Genomic DNA, 21,711 nt, shown 5'->3' on the forward strand with positions numbered 1-21,711 from the left:
TCAGGCCGCCTCGAACACGCGCAGCTCGCTGGAGTCCCACGAGCACCACACCGTGTCGCCGGTGCCGAGCGGCTCCGCTCGATCCGGGGTGGCCCTGGCGATCAGCTCGAGCCCGGAGCCGGTCACCACGACGTACTGGATCGCGTCGCCGAGGAAGGAGATGCCTGCCAGGGTGCCCTCGAGTCCTCCGCCAGCGGGACGTCGGGCCGAGACGTGCACGGCTTCGGCGCGGATGGCAGCACGAACCGCGCTTCCTGGCCCGGCGCCCTGCGGGAGGGCCGCGACGGCGAAGGTGCCGTCTGCCGCGAGCAGGGCATCCGTTCCGGAGACCGATGCCTCGATGAAGTTCTGCTTGCCGATGAAGCCGGCGACGAAGGCGTTGGCCGGCTTCAGGTAGACGTCCTGGGTGCTGCCGACCTGCTGCACGCTGCCGCTCTGCATCACGACTACCCTGTCGCTCATCGAGAGCGCCTCCTGCTGGTCGTGGGTGACGAAGATGAACGTGATGCCCAGCTCCTTCTGCAGCAGCTTCAGCTCGATCTGCATCTCCTCACGGAGTTTGCGGTCGAGGGCGCTCATCGGCTCATCGAGCAGGAGCACCTTCGGACGATTGACCAGGGCGCGCGCGAGGGCGACGCGTTGCTGCTGGCCGCCTGACAGGGTCGACGGCTTGCGGTCGGCGAAGCTCACCATCTGTGCCAGCCCGAGGGAGTCCAGCACGCGTTGGGCGATCTCGGCCTTGGGCACCCGCTTCTGACGCAGCCCGTAGGCCACGTTCTCGGCCACGGTCATGTGCGGGAACAGAGCGTACGACTGGAACACCGTGTTCACCGGTCGCTTGTGCGGCGGCAGGTCGACGACCGACTGTCCGCCCACGACGATGTCTCCGGCATCCGGATGCTCGAAGCCGGCGATCATGCGCAGCAGCGTCGTCTTGCCGCAGCCCGACGGACCGAGCAGGGAGATGAACTCGCCCGAACGCACCTCGAGGTCGATGGAGTCCACAGCCGTGGCCGAGCCGAAGATCTTGGTGACTCCGCGAAGGCTCACCGAGCCCGTGGCTTCTGCTGGGGCGGCGGTGACGTGGGCGTCGGCGGTGTCTGGGGATGGAGAGCTCACTGCGGCTGGTCCTCTCGGCTGGGGTGGCAGGGCGGCTGGCTGGCCGGCGCGCTGGTGTCGGTGCGGATGGGGCGCGGGCGGGTGGTGGCTGCGCGTGGGGTCAGGAGTCGAAGCCCAGCCCCACGGCGTCGAGGGTCTTGAGGATGAGGTTGCGCTCGCCGCGGTTGTGATCGGCACGATCCAGCGACCACCGGGTGGCCTGGATGCCGAGAGACGCGAGAGGTTCGGGCGGGAACGGCAGCGGGCGCGATTTCACCATCTCGAGTTCGGTGATCTCGGTCTTCCGCCCTGCGAGCAGGTCGAGCATGACCTTCGCGCCGAAGTGGGTGGCGGCGACCCCCAGTCCGGTGTATCCGGTGGCATAGGCGATGCGGCCGCCGCGGGCAGCGCCGAAGAAGGCGCAGAACCTGCTGCAGGTGTCGATCGCTCCGGCCCACTGGTGGCTGAATCTCAGCCCCTCGAGCTGCGGGAACGTGGTGAAGAAGTGCTCTCCGAGGGTGCGGAACGTCTCGGGGCGATTCTCGTACTCGGCACGGATGCGGCCGCCGTAGTGGTAGATCGCGTCGTAGCCGCCGAAGAGGATGCGGTTGTCGCGGCTCAGCCTGTAGTAGTGGAACTGGTTGGCCGAGTCGCCGAGGCCCTGTCGGTTCGCCCAACCGATGGCGTCGAGTTGGTCGAGGCTGAGCGGCTCGGTCATGAGCGCGTAGTCGTAGACCGGGACCGTCTGCAGGGCGTTGCGCTTGAGCAGGCTCGGGAAGACATTGGTCGCGAGGGCGGTGCGAACCGCCCGGACAGTGCCCGTCGCCGTGCGGACATCCGTTCCCTGGGCGACGCTGAGGCCCGCGGTGTCGAGGCCGAGCACCCGGGAGTTCTCGAAGATCTCGACACCGGCGGCGACCGCGGCCTGCGCCAGGCCGAAGGCGAGCTTTGCCGGATGCACCAGCGCCGACGTGCGGGTGTGCCAGACGCCGGCGAGGTAGGTGGGGGAGTTCACCTGGGCCCGAACCGCCGTCTCGTCGAGGAAGAGCGCGTGCTCACCGGCGCTCTCGCGCAACCACTCGACCTGGTGCGGTTCGACGGCGAGGTCGATCGCGCCGTTGCGTTCGAACTCGGCGTCGATGCCGAACTCCGCGAGGGTGGTCTCGATCTCGTCGAGGTTGGCGAGCCCGAGCTCCTGCAGCCTGTCGAACTCCTGCGGGAACCGGCTGGTGCCGTTCTCGTCGCCGTGGGTGAGGCTCGCTTCGCAGAAGCCGCCGTTGCGTCCGGATGCCGCCCACCCGACGGTCTTCGCCTCGAGCAGCACGACCCGAGCCTCCGGCCGCTCCCGCTTGGCGAGCAGGGCGGTCCAGAGGCCCGTGTACCCGCCGCCGACCACCACGAGGTCGGCGACCAGGTCGCCCCTCAATCGGGGAAAGGTGGGAGTCGCCCCTGCCAGGTCGTCGAGCCAGAAGGACGCCTGCCTGGTCCCGGTCAGGGCATGGCTCACGACGGATGCCGCTGGCCGGCCTCGTTCGAAGACTGTGGTGTGCACTTTTCGATCACGCTCTCTGCAGGATGAAGCCGGACGGGACCTGCTGGTCTCCCTCGACCGTTTCTGACATTCTGCCAAGCCGGGTTCGCTCGTCGTTCGCGAAAACGTTCGGGATCGAGACGGTTCCGGTCAGATCGTCTGGGGAGCGTGCCGCTCGAGGAACTCGTACACTTCGGTCTGGTCGACGCCCGGGAAGGTGCCGGTGGGCAGCGCCGCAAGCAGGCTCGTCGGGGTGCGGGCAGCCGGCCACGACTGATCGGCCCAGCGGTCGGCGAGGCCGGAGGGCGCCCGTCGGCAACACGATTCGTCCGGACAGTGGCTCACCGCCCGATGCGGGGTCTCCCGACCGCGGAACCACTTGACGTGCTCGAACGGCACGCCGACGCTCACCGAGTACTCGCCCTCCTTGGCCTTCTCGATGCGCGAGGTGCACCAGAAGGTTCCGGTGCTGGTGTCGGTGTACTGGTACCAGGGGCTGAAGCGGTCCTCGACGTCGAAGACGGTGCGGGCCGTCCAGTTGCGACAGACCGTCGTGCCCTCCACCGCGCCGAGGGCATCGCTCGGGAACCGCACGGAGTCGTTCTCATAGGCCTTGATGATGGTGCCGGACTCGTGCACCTTCATGAAGTGCACGGGGATCCCGAGCCGCGCCGTGGCGAGGTTGGTGAAGCGATGCGCTGCAGTCTCGTACGACACTGCGAAGGCGTCGCGCAGGTCCTCCATCGAGATGCGCCGCAGGTTCTTCGCCTCGGTGAGTACCTTCACGGCGTCGCGTTCCGGCAGCAGGATCGCCGCGGTCAGGTAGTTCGTCTCCACCCGCTGCCGCAGAAAGTCTGCGTAATTTCGCGGCTCGTCGTGACCGCAGAGGTGCGTCGCAAAAGCCTGCAGGATGGGCGACCTCGAGTCGCGCGATGCCGACTGCTCGGTGGGCAGGTAGATGCGCCCGTTGCGTTTGTCCGTCACCGACCGTGTCGAGTGCGGCAGGTCGCCGACGTAGTGCAGCGAGTAGCCCAGGTGGCTGGCCATGTCGGCCACGACCTGCTGCGACACCGGCCCGCCGTTGTGGCCGACGGCCGTGAGCAGCTCGGTGGCCAGGGTCTCGAGTTCGGAGAAGTAGTTGTCGCGGGCACGCATGGTCGCGCGCAGCTCGACGTTGGCCCGGCGGGCCTCCTCTGGGGTCGCCGCTCGTTCCCGATGGAGTCGGGAGATCTCGTTGTGAAGCGACAGGATCGCCTGCAGTGTCTCGTCGCTCTGGCCCTTGCTGACGCGGATGCGGGGGATTCCGAGCGCTTCGAACACGGGGCCGCGCTGGGCGCGTTCGACCGCGATCTCGAGGGCATCGCGCGGATCGGGGGCCGCATCCGTTCGCAGCAGGTCGTCGACCGTGGTTCCGAGGGCGAGCGCGATGGCGCGCAGCATCGAGAGCCGGGGCTCGCGCTTGCCGTTCTCGATCATCGAGACCTGCGACGGTGCTCGGTCGACGGCCGCGGCGAGCTGCTCGAGGGTCAGCTCGCGGGCCAGTCGACGGGCCCGGATGCGGCGACCGAGGGTGAGCGCGTCGACACCCGACTCCTCGTCGAGGGTCTCGGAAGCGAGCTCATCCGCGCTGATCATGGACCGATCGTGCCACGGCCCCACGGATGCGGCAACCAGAAGAAGCGCAGTTCTTCTGCTGCTCAGGTGACATCGCGCGTCGAGCTCCGGTAGCTCACCCGCCTCGGTTGACCACCGCTCCCCTCGTCCCCGCATCGGGGGTGGCGCCCTCGGCGCGGGGGAGGGGAACCCTGTGCTGGAATGGGCTGTCATCGGTCGCGGATCGCCTGCGCCGACTCCTGGGGGACATCATGAAGACAACGTTCGGCGCCATCGGCGCGGCTGCTCTGCTGGCCGTCCTGCTCTCCGGCTGCACGACTTCGGGGGCTGGGGATGCGATCGCCGGTGCCGCTCGGTCTGGCTCGGCCGAGCCCACCGCGCCGAAGACGACGGCAGCCAGTGCGCCCAGCGACGAGGATGCCGTGGAGCCGGCAGCAGAGGCGCAGTCCGCCGTCGCGGCGTGCAACATCATGTACGAGCCCGTCAACGCCCTCGCCTCCCTCAACTCTCCCGAGCAGCTGGCGGCGATGCAGGCGGACCCGGCGGCCGGGGTCACGCTGATGACGGATGCGGCCACGGCCATGAGCGAAGCGGCGTCGAGCGTCACGAATGCGGAGATCGCGACCGCGGCTGCTGCCGCAGCCACGGCGACGACGAGCTATGCGGAGTTCCTGGCCGACGTGACCGCCGATCCCGCCGGCTTCGACGCCGCCGCGTTCAGCGGCCAGGTCACGACCTTCACGACCGCGATGATGGACCTGCAGACCGCCTGCACCAGCTGACGCCGACGAGGCCCGCACGCGAGAACAGGCCGGAGCAAGCATCCGCCGCGAGTACAGGCCCGTCTGGCCTGTTCTCGACGCCTGGGCCCGTTTTCGGGTGCGGTGCTAGCGACCGAGCAACTCGCCGACGGTCGTCACCGTCGCGTAACTTCCGGAGAGCGCAGCCATGAAGGAGGCGTGCACCTGGGCCGCGGGCACGACGGCGCCGTCGAACTCGAGGTCGGGAGCTGCACAGGCGTCGTGGGCGACGGTCACGGTGAAGTCGAGGTCGCTCGCGGCTCGCACGGTGGCGTCGACGCACATGCTGCTCATCATGCCGACGACGACGAGCTCATCGGGCTCGGCGGCGCAGAGCCGCTCGAGGAGGTCGGTGTCGAGGAACGAGTTCGGCGACGCCTTCGTCACGACGGGCTCGTCGGCGAGCGGCGCGACGAGGTCGGAGATCTCGACCCCCGGTGTACCGGGTCGCATGAAGGTGGCATCCGGGGCATCCCAGACGTGCTGCACATGGATGACCGGGTCCCCGGCAGCACGGAACGCCGCCAGCAGCTCACCGGCGCGTGCGGCAGCAGCCTCCGGCTCGACCAGCGGGAACGCTCCACCGGGGAAGTAGTCGTTCTGGATGTCGATGATGAGCAGCAGACGAGACACTGGGAGCCTTTCGAGACGGATGCGGCTTCCATCCTGACACTCTGACCGACGGTCGGCCGACTATCCGCCGGTGTGCGCTGGCCACCGGCACCGCCACCTGCCTACGCTCGCAGAAGGGCCCGCACCGGGCCGCACTCGAGGAGGCCCCATGCCGAATGCCGACGTCGTCTTCACGGGAGGAGCCGTGTTCAGCGCCGGCCTGCCGGCATCCGTCGCCGCCGACGTCGCCGTGCTCGACGGACGCATCGTCGCCGTCGGCCCCTCGCCCGAGCTGCGGGACTGGATCGGCGACGGCACGACCCTCGTCGACACCTCCGGTCGGCTGCTCGTTCCCGGCTTCCAGGACGCCCACGTGCATCCGATCGGTGCCGGAGTCGAGATCCTCCAGTGCGATCTGACCGGCGCGTCGGATGCCGCCGACTGCCTCCGGATGATCGCGGAGTACGCGGCGGCCAACCCCGACGAGCCGTGGATCCGCGGAGGCGGGTGGTCGATGGAGTTCTTCCCGGGCGGAACGCCGACGGCAGCCGATCTGGACGCCGTTGTGGCCGATCGCCCGGTGCTGCTCAGCAACCGTGATCACCACGGCGCGTGGGCGAACTCGCTGGCACTGTCGGTCGCCGGGATCACCGCCGAGACACCGGACCCGGCTGACGGCCGCATCGAGCGGGATGCCGCAGGGTCACCCGCTGGCACCCTGCATGAGGGCGCCGTCGCCCTGGTCGAGGCGCACGCCCCGGACGTCGACCCTGACCTGGCCTACCGCGGACTGCTGCGCGCCCAGGAGGCCCTGCTCGCCCAGGGCGTCACCGGGTGGCAGGACGCCATGGTGGGTGAGGTGCTCGGGCTGCCGGACACGCTCGACGTGTACCTGCGGGCCGTCGCCGACGGCACTCTCATCGCCCGGGTCGTTGCGGCGCTGTGGTGGGAGCGGGACCGAGACACCGGTCAGCTCGACGAGATGTCGCGCCGCCGAGACCAGGTCGCCGCCCTGGGGGTGCCGGAGCGGCTGCGTGCCGACAGCGTGAAGATCATGGTCGACGGGGTGGCGGAGAACTTCACGGCGGCGATGAACACCCCCTACCGCGACGCGCACGGTCATCCGACCGCGAACACGGGGCACTCGTTCCTCACGACCCAGGCGCTGAACGCCGCGGTGCTCGAAGCCGACGCCGCCGGATTCCAGGTGCACTTCCACGCCCTCGGCAACAGGGCCGTCCGTGAGGCGCTCGACGCCCTCGAAGCGCTGCCCTCCCGTGCGGATGACGCCTCGCCGCGCCGCCATCACCTCGCCCACCTGCAGATCGTCGACGAGGTCGAGGTTGCCCGCTTCGCAGAGCTCGGTGCCGCGGCCAACCTCCAGGCGCTCTGGGCCTGCCACGAGCCGCAGCTCGACGAGCTGGCCCTGCCGTTCCTGGACGCCGACCTCGAGGCGCGGCACTACCCGTTCGGCGAGCTCGCTGGCGCGGGGGTGCTGCTGGGCGCCGGCAGCGACTGGCCGGTGTCGACGGCCGATCCACTCGCCGCCGTTCACGTCGCCGTCAACCGCGTCGGTCCCGGCTCGGATGCCGCACCGCTGGGTGCGCCGGAGCAACGGCTCGACCTCGCGACGGCACTCACCGCCTACACGGCCGGCAGCGCCTGGATCAACGGCCGGGACGAGTCGACGGGCCGCATCGAGCCCGGCCGGCTCGCCGACCTGGTCGTGCTCGACCGGGATCCGTTCTCCGGACCGGCGACGGAGATCGCCGACACGCGGGTGCTCAGCACCTGGGTCGACGGCGTGCAGGTGTACTCCGCCGACTGAGGTTCCCTGACGGGGAGCCAGCGACCGAGATCAGCGTCGCAGAGACGCGGAGTCGAGCACGAGGTCCTCGAAACGCTCGAGACTGCGGTCGAGTGCGCGCTGGAGTGACGCTGTGATGATCGGACTCAGCATCCGCTCGATGCGGGTGCCGGGCCGGGACGTCGTCGTGATCACGACGCGCACGCCGCCCTCGAACGGCTCGATCCGGCGTTCGCCGTCGGCATCCGTTCCCGAGGTCGTCGCCCAGGAGAAGGCGACTCCGGGGTCGACGCGGCTGACGATGGCCGTGGTCGTCATGCGCTGGCCGAGCACGCGGAACTGCTCGACGGTGCGGGTGCCGTTGCCGACGGTCCCGATCGTGTCCTGGCTCATCTCCTCGACCCCTTCGCGCCAGAGGGCGTCGAACCTGTGGTCGGCGAGCATCGTCCAGACGGTCGATGCGTCGAGGGGGATGAGGCGCTCGGCGCGCACTGCGATGAGGCGGGAGTTTCGGGTCGGCATGATCTCTGACGCTATGCGCACGGCCGGATGGAGTCATCGGGGGCAACCCCCTTTCGGGGGTCAGTGCGCTTTCTCGCAGCATCCGCGACCCTCGCACTGGCAGAGGACTGCCCCCTGACATAGGGTCGGCAGTACATCGGAACGAAGTTGATCAGGGGGATCCGTGGGCTATCGCAGTGTCATCGCCGTCGTCGTCGTGTCGGGGGCGCTCGTGCTCACCGGATGCTCGGGGTCCCCTGAGCCGACGTCATCACCGGCATCGTCCCGATCGGCCACACCGAAGCCGTCCGCCACGCCGAGTTCGACTGCCACTCCCGAGGCCACCGATGGGGCGAGCACTCCACCGGAGCCGTCGGCGAGCGCACCTGCCGCGGCCGCGCAGACGGTCGAGGAGGCCTGCGTCATCATGAACGACGCCATCACCTCGCTGTCGGGTCTCGACACCGACGAGAACATGGACATGCTCGGAACGGATCCTGCCGCAGCGCAGGCCGCCATCGACGCGGCCAGCGCCGACCTGACCGCCGCCGCGGCGAAGGTCACCAACGCCGACGTGAAGCCCGCCGCCGACGCCGTCGTCGCCTCGAGCCAGTCGTACTTCGACTACCTGATCGCCTTCTCGACCGATCCGGAGTCGATCGACGTCGACGCATTCGGCGACCAGCTCACGGCATTCTCCGACAGCATCGTGGGCGTCCAGGAGCTCTGCGGAGTCACCGAGTAGCACCCATGAGGCTCGCGCAGCCGCGTCGAGCCCCGGTTCTTCTCTCCGGCAGAAGACCGGCTCTATTTCTGTGCACGCTTTCGGATCGACGGATACCGCCCGGCCGCAGTGTTGGTGCAACACACCAGCGCCGCAGCCTCCTGGCGGCGTCCGATCCGAAAGGCACACCCCATGAGCACCTCGCCCCGCCCCACGCAGAGCCGCCCGGGCGACCAGACGCAGAGCGCAACGGAACTCGAACTCGAGTGGCAGGCCGACCCGCGATGGGACGGCATCCGTCGTGACTACAGCGCAGCAGACGTCATCGAACTCCGCGGTCCCGTTCGTGAGGAGCGCACCCTCGCCAGGCGCGGTGCCGAGAAGCTCTGGGAGCTCATCCAGCAGACCTCCGGAACGGCCTTCGCGCCGGAGGAGGACCCGCGCTGGGTCGCGGCGCTCGGCGCCCTGACCGGCAACCAGGCCGTGCAGCAGGTGCGCGCCGGCCTCGAGGCCATCTACCTGTCCGGCTGGCAGGTCGCGGCCGACGCCAATCTGTCGGGCCAGACCTACCCCGACCAGTCGCTGTACCCGGCGAACTCGGTTCCCGCCGTCGTGCGACGCATCAACAACGCTCTGCTGCGGGCCGGCCAGATCGAGGCGGGTCGGGACTGGATGGCGCCGATCGTGGCCGACGCCGAGGCCGGCTTCGGCGGCCCCCTCAACGCCTACGAGCTCATGCAGGGCATGATCGAGGCCGGAGCAGCCGGCGTGCACTGGGAGGACCAACTCGCCAGCGAGAAGAAGTGCGGCCACATGGGCGGCAAGGTGCTGATCCCGACGGGTCAGCACATCCGCACCCTCAATGCGGCCCGGCTCGCGGCCGATGTCTCGGACGTGCCGACCATCATCATCGCGCGCACCGACTCACTCGCGGCCACCCTGCTCACCAGCGACCACGACGAGCGGGATCGTCCGTTCCTCACGGGGGAGCGAACGGCGGAGGGCTTCTACGAGGTGCAGAACGGCATCGAGCCCGTCATCGCCCGCGGCCTGGCCTACGCCGAATACGCCGACCTGCTCTGGGTCGAGTCGGCCGAACCCGACCTCGATCTCGCCCGCCGCTTCGCCGAGGCCATCCACGAGAAGTTCCCGGGCAAGCGCCTCAGCTACAACTGCTCGCCGTCGTTCAACTGGAAGCGTCACCTCGACGACGGCCAGATCGCCACCTTCCAGCGCGAGCTGGCCTCGATGGGCTACGCCTTCCAGTTCATCACGCTCGCGGGCTTCCACGCCCTCAACCATTCGATGTTCGAACTCGCCCGCGGCTACTCCGAGCGCCATATGAGCGCGTACGTCGAGCTGCAGGAGGCCGAGTTCGCCTCCGAGAAGAACGGCTACACCGCCACCCGCCACCAGCAGGAGGTCGGCACAGGCTACTTCGACCGCATCAGCACGGCGCTCAACCCATCGAGCGCCACCCTCGCCCTCGTCGGATCGACCGAGGAACACCAGTTCTAGAACCCCGATCGCTGTGATCTCGATACGCGTCCGACTCCGTCGGGCGCTACTCGATCAGCGGGTGCCGTCCGACTCCGTCGGGCGCTACTCGATCAGCGGAATTCGACAGGAGACACGACCATGAACACCACACCCACCAGCACCCTGGAACGCGAGCCGACGACGACCCGGGAACCGGCCACCACCACGGGCAGCTTCGCCACGTCGCAACCCTGGATCGAGGTGACGGCACCGCTCGGCGACCGCTACTCCGAGATCCTCACGCCCGAGGCGCTCGCCTTCCTCGCCGAGCTGCACGACAGGTTCGCCGGCATCCGTCACGACCTGCTCGCGGCCAGACTGCAGACACGGGTCGCCTCGGCGAACGGACGCGACCCGCGATTCCTGCCCGAGACGGCTCCGGTGCGAGCGGATGCCACCTGGCGCGTCGCCGGCGCCGGCCCGGGTCTCGAGGATCGCCGGGTGGAGATCACCGGTCCGACCGATCGCAAGATGGCGATCAACGCTCTGAACTCCGGTGCGAAGGTCTGGCTGGCCGACCTGGAGGACGCCACGAGCCCCACGTGGACCAACGTGATCGAGGGACAGCTCTCGCTCCTGGATGCGCTGCGCGGCACCCTGGCGTACACGTCGGACGACGGCCGGGAGTACACGGTCGCCGGCCGCATCGGCCTGACGCACGGTGGAGAGGCCGAGACGCCCACGATCGTCATGCGACCACGCGGGTGGCACCTGGTGGAGAAGCACCTGCGCTTCCACGACCGCTCCGGGCGCGCGATGAACGCGTCGGGCAGCCTGGTGGACTTCGGCCTGTACTTCTTCCACAACGCCCACCGCCTGATCGAGCTGGGACTCGGCCCGTACTTCTACCTGCCGAAGCTCGAGAGCCACCGCGAGGCGCGGCTCTGGAACGACGTCTTCACCTTCTCGCAGGACCATCTCGGAATTCCCCGCGGAACGGTCAGGGCCACGGTGCTCATCGAGACCATCCAGGCCGCCTTCGAGATGGAGGAGATCCTCTACGAGCTGCGGGATCACTGCGCCGGGCTGAACGCCGGCCGCTGGGACTACATCTTCTCGATCATCAAGACGTTCCGGTCGCGGGGCCGGCGCTGGGTGTTCCCCGACCGGTCGGAGATCACGATGACCGTGCCGTTCATGAGGGCGTACACCGAGCTGCTCGTCGCGACCTGCCACCGGCGCGGGGCATATGCCATCGGCGGCATGAGTGCGTTCATCCCGAACCGCCGGGACCCGGAGGTCACTGCGCGGGCGTTGGAGAAGGTGTCGACGGACAAGCGGCGCGAGGCTGCCGACGGATTCGATGGAACCTGGGTCGCCCATCCCGACCTCATTCCGACCGCACGGGCAGAGTTCGACGCCGTGTTCGGGGACCGCAGCAACCAGCTGCACCGGCTCCGCGACGACGTCGACGTCACCGCGGCCGAGCTGCTCGACATCCCGTCGATCGGGGGCACGGTGAGCGAGGAGGGTGTGCGGGACAACGTGCGCATCGCCGTCCGCTACATCGAATCGTGGCTCCGGGGCACCGGTGCCGCTGCCATCGACAACCTCATGGAGGACGCCGCGACGGCCGAGATCTCGCGCTCGCAGATCTGGCAGTGGGTGAACGAGAACACCGTGACCCGGGAGGGGCGGCGCATCGACGCCGCGTGGCTCGAGACGGTGGTGGCCGCCGTCGCCGAGGAGCTGCCCCGGAGCCGGGATGACCGCTTCGACGACGCCTTCGCGGTGTTCCGTCAGGTCGCGCTCGAGCCGGAGTTCCCGACGTTCCTGACGATCCCGGCCTACACGCGGTTCCTCTGAGGGCACGCTCGAGGACGCGTATCGGGGTCTCCGTGAGGTGATCTCGATACGCGTCCGACTGCGTCGGGCGCTACTCGATCAGCGGGGTGTTCCGCTGGTCGAGTAGGCCGCGAGCGGAGCGGCGCCGGTTCCGCTGGTCGAGTGGGCCGCGAGCGGAGCGAGCAGCCGTATCGAGACCGCATCCACGCGCCAGTATGGTCGACTCGTGACCGTGAGCATCCGCACCGCGACGACGGCAGACGCCGACACCCTGGCCGAGCTCGCCGCCGCGACCTTCGCCCTGGCCTGCCCGCCCCACACGACGGCTGAGGCCATCGCCGCGTTCATCGCCGCCCACCTGTCCCGCGACAGTTTCGACGCGCACCTCTCCGATCCTTCGCGGGTGCTGCTGATCGCCGAGCAGCAGTCGGCGACGGATCCCGCATCCGTCGCCGTCGGCTACACGATGCTGGTCTTCGCCGAGCCCACCGATGTCGCCGTCGCCGCCGCCATCGGCATCCGCCCGACCGTCGAGCTCAGCAAGTTCTACACTCGGGCGTCGACCCACGGCACCGGCGTCTCGGGCCCGCTCATGGCCGCTACCCTGGTCGCGGCAGGGGAGCGCGAAGCGAGGGGTGCCTGGCTCGGAGTGAACCAGGAGAACGCCCGGGCCATCCGCTTCTACGAGAAGAGCGGCTTCGCCAGGGTCGGGACGAAGCACTTCCTCGTCGGCGATCGCCATGAGGACGACTTCGTTCTGGAACGCCGCCTGCCGTAGCGGCGATCAGACGCCGACCGCGACCCGCGCGGGAGTCGGCGAGAGCAGGGTGCCTGCATGCCCGCTCCGAGCATGCAGGGTTCCGGCATGCAGGGCGCCGGCATGCAGGGCGCCGGAGTGGCGCACGCTCGATGTCCGCCTGTCGGATCGTTCCTTGCCGGCCAGGGGCGTCGACGCGGAAAGCTGAACCGCCGTGTGCTGGTCCGGGGGTCGCGGCTTCGGACCGTGGTACGCCGTCGTGCCGACGTTCTGCAGCTGCGAGTGGACATCGCATCGACCGGCCCGGGGTGCGATCCGTGCGTCGGCGCCGAGCCGGAGTCCGGAGTGCGATCGCGAGCGCGGAATCGCGGTGGCGTCGACCCACCGACGATCGCCGTGCCCGGCCGTGCCCAGGGCGACGGGGAGGGGCGCGTAGGAGACGGACGACGTCCAGCGTGATTCACCGGAGAGGGCGGCCAGCTGCGACCGCAGAACGGCGGTCGATGCGGGGGCGAGAAGCGCGCTGGCCGGCCGGAATCGTCCGTGAGCGCTCCCGGGATCGCCGTGCGGCATCCCGTACACGATGCGGGGGACAGGGGCGCCCAGAACGGGCGCTGGGGCGAACAGAGTGTGGGCGCCGATGCGGGTCAGGGCCACCGACCCTGTCGTGAGCACCAGGATCATGAGGATCACGATCATGATGTACACGCCCATCTCCACCGGCGACTTGGTGCGGGTCGGGTCGATGAAGAAGTAGGGGAACCATCCGACGATGCTGCCGCGCACCATGGTGAACACCAGCCACACGCCCGGGTAAGGCAGTGCCCAGCCCATCGTGAGCCACGGCAGGGTGTTCGTGCGCATCGCCAGACGCCGTTCGGCGATGAAGTCGATGGTGAGGAGGACGGGCATGATGAAGTGCAGCACCACATCCGAGGGGGTGACGATGATGGGCTTGACCTCGCCGGCCGAGCCGACGGCGAGGATGCCGTAGACGATCCCGGCGAGGATGACGTAGCCCAGGACGATCGATCGCGCCGCGTGGATGCGACTGGATTCCGGCCTGCCGGTGATGGCGAGCACTCCGCTCGTTCCGAGCAGGGCGACGGCACCGACCGCCGACTGCACGGTGAAGAAGCAGAAGTAGTTGCCCGCGTCGAAGGCCGTGATCCCGATCGCCTGGAAGTTGGCCGCGATCGAGACCGTCTCGACTGCAGCCAACACCAATCGGGCCACGCCGATCGCCTTGTGGATGTTCCCCCGTGAGATGTGAGGGCCTGAAATACGCTCTCGCATACCTGAACGGTATCTGGCAGAAGGCCGTGCATGCTGGGCATATGCCCCCAGATTGGTTATCCTCACGTCCCCGGAGGCTCGTTCAGACGGGTGCAGTAGGTTGAAATGGCGTTCGCGTGCTCGGGAGGAGGGCGGCCGGGGCTCCAGCGCAAGCCCACGACATCCATGAGACGCAGAACCTTCCTCATCGCAGCCGCCGGGGCGCTCGGCACCTCCGTTCTCGCGGCCTGCACGCCGCGGCCGCGGCCGAGCACGTCGCCATCGCCGACCCCGTCGCCGACGAGCACGACCCAGCCTCCGGCATCCGCTGTTCCGCAGCCCGTGTCGATGCTGCGATCGCGCTGGAGCGTCGACCCGTTCGCTCTCGGAGCCGCGAGCTTTGCCGCCGTCGGCTCGACGAGCGCCAACCGCGACGACCTCGCCGCCGCCATCGACGACCGCATCTTCTTCGCCGGTGAGGCGACCTCGCGCGACGATCCGGGAACGGTGAGCGGCGCCATGGCCTCGGGCTCCCGTGCTGCCGACGAGGTGATCTCGGCGTCGCCGAATTCCGAGCGCATCGGTGTGATCGGCGCCGGCGTCGCCGGTCTGACGGCCGCCAGGGCACTGCTCGACGCCGGCTACGACGTCGTCGTCGTCGAGGCGCGCGACCGCATCGGCGGGCGCATCGACGCGCGCTCGGGCGATTCATGGCCGCTCGCCGTCGACCTCGGTCCGACGATGATCGGGGACGGTGACGAGGCCCTCCACTCGGCCGTGGTCGCCGCGGGCGGTGACGTCGTCTCCTTCGGGCGCTCCGACGAGGTGCGCACGGCGGCGGGAGTGCCGGTCGCCGCATCGGGAGTCGGGGCCGCTGCCGTGGCAGACGCTGTCGAATGGTCGTCGCAGCAGCCGCACGACGTCACCCTCTCGCTCGCCATCGACCAGTCGTCCGCCGGCTCCCTGTCGACGACGCCCGATGACGCCGGCGTGTCGGATGCCGACTGGCTGGTGCACCAGTTGGACTCCGTGGTGCAGCCGCGTACCAGCGCGGCCGACGACAGGCTGTCAGCCTGGAACGGCGGTGCCACCGCGCCGGGAGACGGAGTGGGCGGAGCCATCCCGCTGGCCGGTTTCGGCACCTTCGCCGACGACCTGGCCGACGGTGTCGACGTTCTGCTGCGCAGCGTCGTGACGCGAGTCGTCACCCGCAATGACAGGGTGAGCCTGCGCCTGCGCACCGGGGAGTCGCTCACGGTCGACCGAGTGATCGTGACGCTGCCCCTGGGCGTGCTCAAGTCCGGGTCGGTGGTGTTCGAACCCGAGTTGCCGCTGCCCAAGGCGCGCGCCGTGTCCATCCTCGGAATGGGCGACTCCGACCGCGTGTGGTTGCGGTTCGACGAGCCGTTCTGGAACACGGAGGCCACGGTGTGGTCCACCATCGCGGCCGGTTCCCCTGTCGGCCTGTGGGTGAACCTGCTGCCGGACACGGGGTATCCGGTGCTCGTCGGCACCGTCGCTGCCGGAGAGGCCGCTCGCCTGGCCGTCATCGACGACGATGCGACGGTGCTGGGCGAGCTGCTGGCCAGTCTCGAGCCGTTCCTCGACGAGTCGAAGCGCGTCGAGGCCGGGGGCGCGAGCACTGAGACGGCGACGCCGACACCGACGCCCTGACCGGCGGGCGGGCCGCGCTAGAGCTGCTCGACGCTGGCGCGTCCCGCGCGTGTCTCGTGTGCTTCCGTTGCGGGCAGATCGGCGCGGGGCTCGGGGTTGCCGGCTGGCGAGGACGGCCGCTCGGTCGGATGCAGCATCCGTGTCCGGCTCACGCCGATGAGTGCTGCCACGAAGCCCAGGATGACGGCGAGGATGCCCGCGCAGTAGGCCGTGATGACGGGCGGCCCGCTCACCTGAGACGGGTCGAGGAAGAAGTACGGATACCAGCCGACGGAGTCACCGCGCACCAGCGTGAAGACCAGCCAGATCACCGGGAACGGCACGGCCCAGGCGAGGGCGAGCCACGGCACCGCCGGGGCGCGCGGGCCCAGGTAGCGATCGACCAGCCAGTCGGCCAGCAGCACCGTCGGGAGGATGAAGTGCAGCAGCTGATCCGACCAGGGGATGGCGATCTGGTAGGTCCGCGTCGATGAGAAGGCGGCGAGCAGGCCGAAGACGATGCCGGAGAGGACGACGTACACGAGCAGGATCGTGCGGGCGGTGAGGAGGACGACGGACTCGGTGCGCCCACTCAGCAGCACGATGCCGCCGACGAGCGTGACGCCCACAGCGATGATGGCCGACTGGATGGTGAAGTATCCGAAGAAGTTGGCAACACCGAAGGAGCTGAAGCCGAGCACGTAGCGGAAGTTGCCGATCAGCGCGATGATCTCCGCGGCGACCACGGCGATGCGCAGCCAGCCCAGGGCGAGGGCGACGCGCGCCTCGCGGAGCCCCGGCCGCTGGGCCGGATTCCTACGCACGCGCATAGGAGAACGCTACGCCAGGCCGCTGGTCGGAGCCCGCTCGCGCGGCCGGGGCCGGTGCGGAGGAGGGGGAGCGCCCTGCCGGTGCGGCGGAGGGGGAGCCCGCCGGTTCGGAGGAGGAAGTGCTGTGGGGAGGCCTCCGAACCGGTTGGGAGGCCTCCCCACCTGCACACTTCCTCCCTGCGGCAGGGTGCACGTCCTCCGCGCGGCGGGGCGCACGACTCCGGCGGGGCGCACGACTCCGGGCAGGGCGCATGGCCCCGGCGGCGCGCCACTCCGGCGGCCGGCGAGACCAGCAGCGCACCACTCCGTCAGCTCGCGGGCAGATCCTCCGCCCGTCGGGCTCGCGCAGCCCGGCGCGCGATCGCAGCCGTGCCGAAGGCGGCGAGCAGGAACATCACCGCGAGCCCGGCCCAGCCGACGAAGCCCTGCGCCAGCGCCGCCGTCACGACCAGTGGCGCCAGCATCGACCCGACCGAGAATGCCATCGAGAACACCCCTTGGTAGGCCCCGGGAACGGCGGGGTCGGCCAGTTCGAAGCTCAGCCCCCATCCGCCCGCCTGCGAGAGCACTTCGGCGCAGGCGTGGGCGAGGGCTGCGACCAGCAGCAGGATCACGGCGGCCACCACACCGGTTCCGGATGCGGCGAAGTAGAGCAGGCAGGCCGCGGCCATGATGACGCCGGCCCACGCTGTGACCGCCCCGGCCCGCCGCAGATCGTGCGTGCCACGGGACAGCGGCACCTGGAAGATGATGACGACGATCGTGTTGAGGATGAGCACGACGGAGACGAGAGCCGTCGGAGCGCTCGTGTCGTGGGCGATCCAGAGCGGAACGCCCACTTCAGCCAGCCCGAACTGGATGCCGAAGATCGCGCTGAGGGCCGACAGGGCGAGGTAGCGCGGATTGCGCCACGGAGAGCGCCTGCGCCTGTCGGCTGTAATGGCGGCCCGGGCACTCGTGTCGACGCCGACTTCGCGCGGTGGGGCGTCCACGCCCGACGGCAGGCGCACCAGCACGGTGCAGCCGAGCAGGTAGATGACGCCGGCTCCGACGAGGATGCCGCGGTACGCGTCCGCCGTGCCCACGAGGAGGGCGAGCCCGCCCAGCGCGGAGCCGGCGGCGATGGCGATGTTCGTGACGGTGCGCAGCACAGCACGAGCGTTCACGCGGGCGGCACCAGTGAAGGCACGCGCGATGATCGCCATGCGGGTCGCGTTGCCTGCGGAGTCCGCGGCTCCCACGACACACGCTATGAGCAGGGCCGTGGGGAACGAGTCGGCGAACACGTAGCTGATCAGACCGAGCCCGCTCAGCGCGGAGAAGCCGAGCAGCAGCCGCCTCGCGCTGAACCTGTCCGCGAGCTGGCCGCCGACGAGTGACGCCACGACGCCGACGGCGCTCGACGCTGCGAGCACGAGAGCCACCTCGAGAGCGGAGAGCCCGACGATGAGCGTGAAGTAGAGCACCGTGACGGTGAGGAAGATGCCCCGCCCGACGCGGCCGATGAGGGTCGACAGCACCAGGACGCGCAGTACCGGATCGGAGATCGAGGCCGCGATGCGCTGCACCGGAGTGAGGCGGGTCGGCGAGGGGGAGGCATCCGTGTCGATCACTCGATCGATCATGGTCGGCGGAACGGATGCATCACAGTGATGTAGCGTTCTTCTACATGTTGCGCTACCGACTCACCGAATCGGACTTCGGCGGCGTGCACTTCGGTCTGTCGCCGCTCTGCGAGCTGGGGCTGTCGTTGCGGGCGATCAAGGATCCGTCGGCCTTCCCGCTGCAGCTGTCGTGGCTGCGTCGTACCGAGGAGGCGCGATCCCGGGTCGACCTCGACACGCTGCTCGCCCTCATCGATGACAGGTTCTGGACGCCGGACTTCCTCAATCCCCGGCCGAGCTCGCCGCTCACCCGCATCGACGACGAGTTCCAGGCACTGGCGCGCATTCGGACGGCGACATTCCATCGCGGTCTCGAGGCTGTGCACGGGCGCATCCCGGATGCTCTCGCCGGGCCGCCGCGCGAGGCCGTGGCGCGCATGATGCGTGCGCTGCAGCAACTCTGGGACGAGTGCTTCGCGCCGTACTGGCCGCGGATGCGAGCCGTGCTCGAAGCGGATGTCACCTACCGGGGTCGGCTCATCGCCCACTCGGGGCTGGCCGCCATGCTGAACGGCATCTCGTCGACGGTGTCGTACGAGAAGGACGTGGTGTCGGTGCGGCTGCGCGATCCCGTCGATCGGGAGGTGGCGACCGGTGGTCTCGGGCTCACGCTGGTTCCGACGATGTTCACGAGGCGGGCCTCCGCTCCCGTGGGCAGCGGGCCACCGATGGTGATGTACCCGGCGCGGGGCCAGGGCGCGCTGTGGGAGACGGAGAAGGTGACGAACCCGGCGGCGGTGGCCGGCATCATCGGCGAGGCCAGGGCCAGCCTGCTCACGGCGCTCGCCGAGCCGGCGTCATCGACCGAACTGGGCGTGCGCTTCGACGTGACGACCTCGGCAGTGAACCAGCATCTGCGTGCGTTGCGGGATGCCGGGCTGGTGACATCGACGCGCTACGGGCACAGCGTGCTGTACTTCCGCAGCGAGCTGGGCACGGCGCTGCTGACGGCGTCGGCGTCGGCGGTGCTCGAGTAGCGGGGTGGCCCCGGCGCCAATCGATCAGCGGATCAGCGGGACTGGTTCTTCACCACGTCGTAGGCGGCGAGGGCCGCGCGCCGCGTCTCGCCGAGATCGACGATCGGGTCCGGATAGGCGTCGGTCCCGACCTCGGGAACCCACCGCTTCACGTACTGCCCGTGCCCGTCGAACTTCTTGGCCTGCAACTCGGGGTTGAAGACGCGGAAGTAGGGAGCGGCATCCGCTCCCGATCCGGCTACCCACTGCCAGTTGAACGGGTTGCTCGCCTCGTCGGCGTCGACCAGGGTGTCCCAGAACCACTGCTCGCCGTGCCGCCAGTCGATGAGCAGGTTCTTGGTGAGGAACGAGGCGACGACCATGCGGATGCGGTTGTGCATGGTTCCGGTCGTCCACAGCTCGCGCATCCCGGCATCCACGATGGGCAGCCCGGTGCGGCCCTGCTGCCAGGCGCGCAGCGCACCCTCGTCCAGCGGCGGCCACGGGAAGGCGTCGAACTCATGTCGCCAGTTCACCGTCGCGAGGTCAGGGGCGGAGAACAGCACGTGGTGCGTGAACTCGCGCCAGCCCAGCTCGGTCAGAAACCGGGTGGTTCCCTCTGCGCCAGGGGCACCGAGTTCCGCTCGAGCGCGGGTCGCCCGCTCCCACACCGTGTACGGGCTGATCTCACCGAAGCGAAGATGCGGCGAGAGCCGTGATGTCGCATCCTCGGCCGGGAAGTCGCGCTCGCCGGAGTAGGCGGCCAGCTTGCCGGCGAGGAAGTCGTCGAGGGCGGCGCTCGCGGCAGCCTCTCCGGGAGTCCAGGCCTCTCGGAGGCCACCGGCCCAGTCGGGTCGTCTCGGCTCGAGCGCCCAGTCGTCGATGGCGTCGGATGCCACCTGGCCGGTGTAGCCGTCGATCTCCGACGGCGCCGCCAGCGGCCCGCGCGGCGGCGGCGCGTCGCGGCAGGCCTTCCAGAACGGCGTGAACACCGAGTAGGGGGTTCCCGTTCCGGTGCGGATGGTCCACGGCTCGAACAGGAGCGACGCCGCGAAGCTCGCCACCTCGAGCCCGTCGGCCCGGAGAGTCGCCTTGAGCTCGGTGTCGATGGCGCGCGCCGCCCCGCCGTACCGCCGGTTCCAGAACACCGCGGCCGCACCGGTCTCGGCGACGACGGCAGGAACGATCTCTGCCGCAGGGCCGCGGCGCAGCACCAGCTGCGCGCCGAGGTCGTCGAGTGAGGCGGCGAGGGACGACAGGCTCTGGTGCAGCCACCATCGGCTCGCGCCGCCGAGCGCACGGATGCCGTCCGACTCCTCGTCGAGCACGAAGAGCACCACGACGGGACCGCCGCGCCCAACAGCCGCGTTCAGCGCGGGGTTGTCGGCGACGCGCAGGTCGTCTCGCAGCCACACGATGGCCGGAGCTTCGGGGGAATGCTGCACTGGAGTCGTCCTCTGCTCGGGTCGGAAGCGCCACATTCGCGACCCTCCCATTCTGCGCGTTCGATAGGGTCGGATCGTGTTCGAGTACTCCTCAGTGGGCGGTGACGGCGGATCCGGTCTCGGCATCGTGACCGACCGGTTCATCTGCCTGCTCGGACCTGACGCGGATTCCGCGCTCGGCGCCGGCGTGTACGCGCTGCTCGATGACGACGAGACCCATCTCGCCGATGCGCTCGACGTCTTGATCGGTGACCACCCGGAACTCTCGTTCGCGATCGTCGAGGTCATCGACCCGACCGAGCGCACCTTCCACGTCGCCGTGAGCGGCGACGTCGATGTGACCATGACCGGAACATCATCGACGCGGTTCAGCGGCCCTCCCGGTGCCACCTGGATCATCGGCGAGGCCGTCGGCGTCGACAGGCTGCGACTGGCGCTCGACGCCCGTGACGGAGTCGACTGCCTGCCTGTGCGCGACGGAGTCGTGCGCACCTCGATGATCGGCGTCGCGGAACGGCCGGTCGCTCTCGCTCGTGCCACCGAGGCGCACCTGCACACGCGGCCCATCCGGCTTCCCGCTGCTCCCACACGAATCGACCTGGAGCGTTCGGCGAAGGCGTCGCCGGAGGCATCCGTCGCTCCGGAGCCGGCGATCGAGCCGGCGGTCGAGCCGGCGGCGGAGCCGGCGCTCGAACCGGCGGTCGACCTCGAGCCGGCGGTCGACCTCGAGCAGCCCGTCGCGCCCGTCGCGCCCGTCGCTCCCGCAACCCCGGCGACGCCGCCCGGATCCGGCTGGACGCTGCTGCTCCCTGACGGCACACCGATCGCGCCGCCGGTGGTCTTCGGTCGTCGGCCGTGGAAGGACGGCCCGTCCGGCGCCATGCACATCGTCGTTCCCTCACCCGGTCGGGAGATCTCGGGAGTGCACATCGAGGTGGACCTCGATGGTGCCGTTCTCACCGCGCACGACCTCGATTCGACCAACGGAACCGTGGTCTACGCACGCTCCAGACCACCCCGTCTGCTCCACGATGGGGGGAGGATGGCCCTGTCCCCCGGAGATATACTCGATTTGGGGGATTCCTACCGTGTTGCCGTCCAGGGGCGTTCGACGTAGAGT

At 69.7% G+C, this 21,711-nt stretch carries 19 protein-coding genes; 9 read left to right on the forward strand and 10 right to left on the reverse strand.

Annotated elements, in window-relative coordinates:
* The 3 genes from ASC59_RS14995 to ASC59_RS15005 all read right to left on the reverse strand — a co-directional run bounded on the left by ASC59_RS14995 (position 1) and on the right by ASC59_RS15005 (position 4,264).
* The gene (locus ASC59_RS14995; protein WP_082513723.1) at positions 1 to 1,119 is read right to left on the reverse strand and encodes an ABC transporter ATP-binding protein; all 1,119 of its coding nucleotides are present in this window, start codon (positions 1,117 to 1,119) and stop codon (positions 1 to 3) included.
* A gap of 100 nt (positions 1,120 to 1,219) precedes the next feature.
* The gene (locus ASC59_RS15000) at positions 1,220 to 2,650 is read right to left on the reverse strand and encodes an NAD(P)/FAD-dependent oxidoreductase (protein WP_055824602.1); all 1,431 of its coding nucleotides are present in this window, start codon (positions 2,648 to 2,650) and stop codon (positions 1,220 to 1,222) included.
* A 129-nt stretch (positions 2,651 to 2,779) separates the two neighbouring features.
* Entirely contained in the window at positions 2,780 to 4,264 is a 1,485-nt protein-coding gene (locus ASC59_RS15005) for a helix-turn-helix transcriptional regulator (RefSeq protein WP_055824604.1), read from the reverse strand.
* Positions 4,265 to 4,494: 230 nt separating this feature from the next.
* Between ASC59_RS15005 and ASC59_RS15010 the strand changes: the two genes are divergently transcribed.
* On the forward strand, positions 4,495 to 5,025 hold the full coding sequence (locus tag ASC59_RS15010) for a hypothetical protein (protein ID WP_055824606.1): 531 nt from the start codon (positions 4,495 to 4,497) through the stop codon (positions 5,023 to 5,025).
* A gap of 105 nt (positions 5,026 to 5,130) precedes the next feature.
* Here the strand turns inward: ASC59_RS15010 and ASC59_RS15015 are convergent, their stop codons facing one another.
* Positions 5,131 to 5,676 carry a cysteine hydrolase family protein gene (locus ASC59_RS15015; RefSeq protein WP_055824607.1) on the reverse strand — a complete coding sequence of 182 codons (546 nt, stop codon included), beginning with the start codon at positions 5,674 to 5,676 and terminating at the stop codon, positions 5,131 to 5,133.
* Positions 5,677 to 5,824: 148 nt separating this feature from the next.
* Between ASC59_RS15015 and ASC59_RS15020 the strand changes: the two genes are divergently transcribed.
* Positions 5,825 to 7,483 (forward strand): amidohydrolase, encoded by a 1,659-nt coding sequence (locus ASC59_RS15020; RefSeq protein WP_055824610.1) that lies wholly within the window; start codon positions 5,825 to 5,827, stop codon positions 7,481 to 7,483.
* A 30-nt stretch (positions 7,484 to 7,513) separates the two neighbouring features.
* On the opposite strand, the gene ASC59_RS15025 is transcribed toward ASC59_RS15020, so the two are convergent.
* Positions 7,514 to 7,984 (reverse strand): SRPBCC family protein, encoded by a 471-nt coding sequence (locus ASC59_RS15025; protein ID WP_055824612.1) that lies wholly within the window; start codon positions 7,982 to 7,984, stop codon positions 7,514 to 7,516.
* 168 nt (positions 7,985 to 8,152) lie between these two features.
* Positions 8,153 to 8,392, reverse strand: a complete 240-nt coding sequence (locus tag ASC59_RS15030; protein ID WP_157488165.1) for a hypothetical protein — start codon at positions 8,390 to 8,392, stop codon at positions 8,153 to 8,155.
* On the opposite strand from ASC59_RS15030, the gene ASC59_RS15035 reads away from it, so the two are divergent.
* The 4 genes from ASC59_RS15035 to ASC59_RS15050 all read left to right on the forward strand — a co-directional run bounded on the left by ASC59_RS15035 (position 8,391) and on the right by ASC59_RS15050 (position 12,789).
* Positions 8,391 to 8,708, forward strand: a complete 318-nt coding sequence (locus ASC59_RS15035; protein ID WP_055824615.1) for a hypothetical protein — start codon at positions 8,391 to 8,393, stop codon at positions 8,706 to 8,708. The genes ASC59_RS15030 and ASC59_RS15035 overlap by 2 nt on opposite strands.
* 171 nt (positions 8,709 to 8,879) lie before the next feature.
* Entirely contained in the window at positions 8,880 to 10,205 is a 1,326-nt protein-coding gene (gene aceA / locus ASC59_RS15040; RefSeq protein ID WP_055824617.1) for an isocitrate lyase, read from the forward strand.
* A 120-nt stretch (positions 10,206 to 10,325) separates the two neighbouring features.
* A complete protein-coding gene (gene aceB / locus ASC59_RS15045) occupies positions 10,326 to 12,032 on the forward strand; it encodes a malate synthase A (protein ID WP_082513724.1) in 1,707 nt (568 codons plus the stop codon).
* Positions 12,033 to 12,237: 205 nt separating this feature from the next.
* Positions 12,238 to 12,789 carry a GNAT family N-acetyltransferase gene (locus ASC59_RS15050; protein WP_055824620.1) on the forward strand — a complete coding sequence of 184 codons (552 nt, stop codon included), beginning with the start codon at positions 12,238 to 12,240 and terminating at the stop codon, positions 12,787 to 12,789.
* 6 nt (positions 12,790 to 12,795) lie between these two features.
* Here ASC59_RS15050 and ASC59_RS15055 read toward each other — a convergent pair whose 3' ends face one another.
* Entirely contained in the window at positions 12,796 to 14,004 is a 1,209-nt protein-coding gene (locus ASC59_RS15055) for a Pr6Pr family membrane protein (RefSeq protein ID WP_157488167.1), read from the reverse strand.
* A 225-nt stretch (positions 14,005 to 14,229) separates the two neighbouring features.
* Here ASC59_RS15055 and ASC59_RS15060 point away from each other — a divergent pair, with 225 nt between their 5' ends.
* Positions 14,230 to 15,717 (forward strand): flavin monoamine oxidase family protein, encoded by a 1,488-nt coding sequence (locus ASC59_RS15060; protein WP_162243192.1) that lies wholly within the window; start codon positions 14,230 to 14,232, stop codon positions 15,715 to 15,717.
* Positions 15,718 to 15,734: 17 nt separating this feature from the next.
* On the opposite strand, the gene ASC59_RS15065 is transcribed toward ASC59_RS15060, so the two are convergent.
* Both ASC59_RS15065 and ASC59_RS15070 read right to left on the reverse strand, forming a co-directional pair.
* Positions 15,735 to 16,526: a Pr6Pr family membrane protein gene (locus tag ASC59_RS15065; protein WP_055824626.1), complete on the reverse strand. Its 792-nt coding sequence runs from the start codon at positions 16,524 to 16,526 to the stop codon at positions 15,735 to 15,737.
* A 308-nt stretch (positions 16,527 to 16,834) separates the two neighbouring features.
* Positions 16,835 to 18,139, reverse strand: coding sequence for an MFS transporter (locus ASC59_RS15070; RefSeq protein ID WP_235492749.1), 1,305 nt, complete (start codon positions 18,137 to 18,139; stop codon positions 16,835 to 16,837).
* Between the two features lie 56 nt (positions 18,140 to 18,195).
* Between ASC59_RS15070 and ASC59_RS15075 the strand changes: the two genes are divergently transcribed.
* Positions 18,196 to 19,167 (forward strand): ArsR/SmtB family transcription factor, encoded by a 972-nt coding sequence (locus ASC59_RS15075; RefSeq protein WP_055825717.1) that lies wholly within the window; start codon positions 18,196 to 18,198, stop codon positions 19,165 to 19,167.
* Positions 19,168 to 19,199: 32 nt separating this feature from the next.
* On the opposite strand, the gene ASC59_RS15080 is transcribed toward ASC59_RS15075, so the two are convergent.
* Positions 19,200 to 20,591, reverse strand: a complete 1,392-nt coding sequence (locus ASC59_RS15080) for a cryptochrome/photolyase family protein (RefSeq protein WP_235492750.1) — start codon at positions 20,589 to 20,591, stop codon at positions 19,200 to 19,202.
* 76 nt (positions 20,592 to 20,667) lie between these two features.
* Here ASC59_RS15080 and ASC59_RS15085 point away from each other — a divergent pair, with 76 nt between their 5' ends.
* The gene (locus ASC59_RS15085; RefSeq protein WP_055824631.1) at positions 20,668 to 21,708 is read left to right on the forward strand and encodes an FHA domain-containing protein; all 1,041 of its coding nucleotides are present in this window, start codon (positions 20,668 to 20,670) and stop codon (positions 21,706 to 21,708) included.
* The last annotated feature ends 3 nt before the right edge of the window (positions 21,709 to 21,711 follow it).

The sequence above is a fragment of the Leifsonia sp. Root1293 genome (assembly GCF_001425325.1).
Taxonomy (GTDB): domain Bacteria; phylum Actinomycetota; class Actinomycetes; order Actinomycetales; family Microbacteriaceae; genus Orlajensenia.

Excerpts from the sequence above, each read along its gene's own strand:
- ASC59_RS15005 (WP_055824604.1), bottom strand. The coding sequence starts at position 4,264 with ATGATCAGCGCGGATGAGCTCGCTTCCGAGACCCTCGACGAGGAGTCG.
- ASC59_RS15010 (WP_055824606.1), top strand. The coding sequence starts at position 4,495 with ATGAAGACAACGTTCGGCGCCATCGGCGCGGCTGCTCTGCTGGCCGTC.
- ASC59_RS15020 (WP_055824610.1), top strand. The coding sequence starts at position 5,825 with ATGCCGAATGCCGACGTCGTCTTCACGGGAGGAGCCGTGTTCAGCGCC.
- ASC59_RS15025 (WP_055824612.1), bottom strand. The coding sequence starts at position 7,984 with ATGCCGACCCGAAACTCCCGCCTCATCGCAGTGCGCGCCGAGCGCCTC.
- ASC59_RS15035 (WP_055824615.1), top strand. The coding sequence starts at position 8,391 with ATGAACGACGCCATCACCTCGCTGTCGGGTCTCGACACCGACGAGAAC.
- ASC59_RS15030 (WP_157488165.1), bottom strand. The coding sequence starts at position 8,392 with ATGATGACGCAGGCCTCCTCGACCGTCTGCGCGGCCGCGGCAGGTGCG.
- aceA (WP_055824617.1), top strand. The coding sequence starts at position 8,880 with ATGAGCACCTCGCCCCGCCCCACGCAGAGCCGCCCGGGCGACCAGACG.
- aceB (WP_082513724.1), top strand. The coding sequence starts at position 10,326 with ATGAACACCACACCCACCAGCACCCTGGAACGCGAGCCGACGACGACC.
- ASC59_RS15060 (WP_162243192.1), top strand. The coding sequence starts at position 14,230 with ATGAGACGCAGAACCTTCCTCATCGCAGCCGCCGGGGCGCTCGGCACC.
- ASC59_RS15065 (WP_055824626.1), bottom strand. The coding sequence starts at position 16,526 with ATGCGCGTGCGTAGGAATCCGGCCCAGCGGCCGGGGCTCCGCGAGGCG.
- ASC59_RS15075 (WP_055825717.1), top strand. The coding sequence starts at position 18,196 with ATGTTGCGCTACCGACTCACCGAATCGGACTTCGGCGGCGTGCACTTC.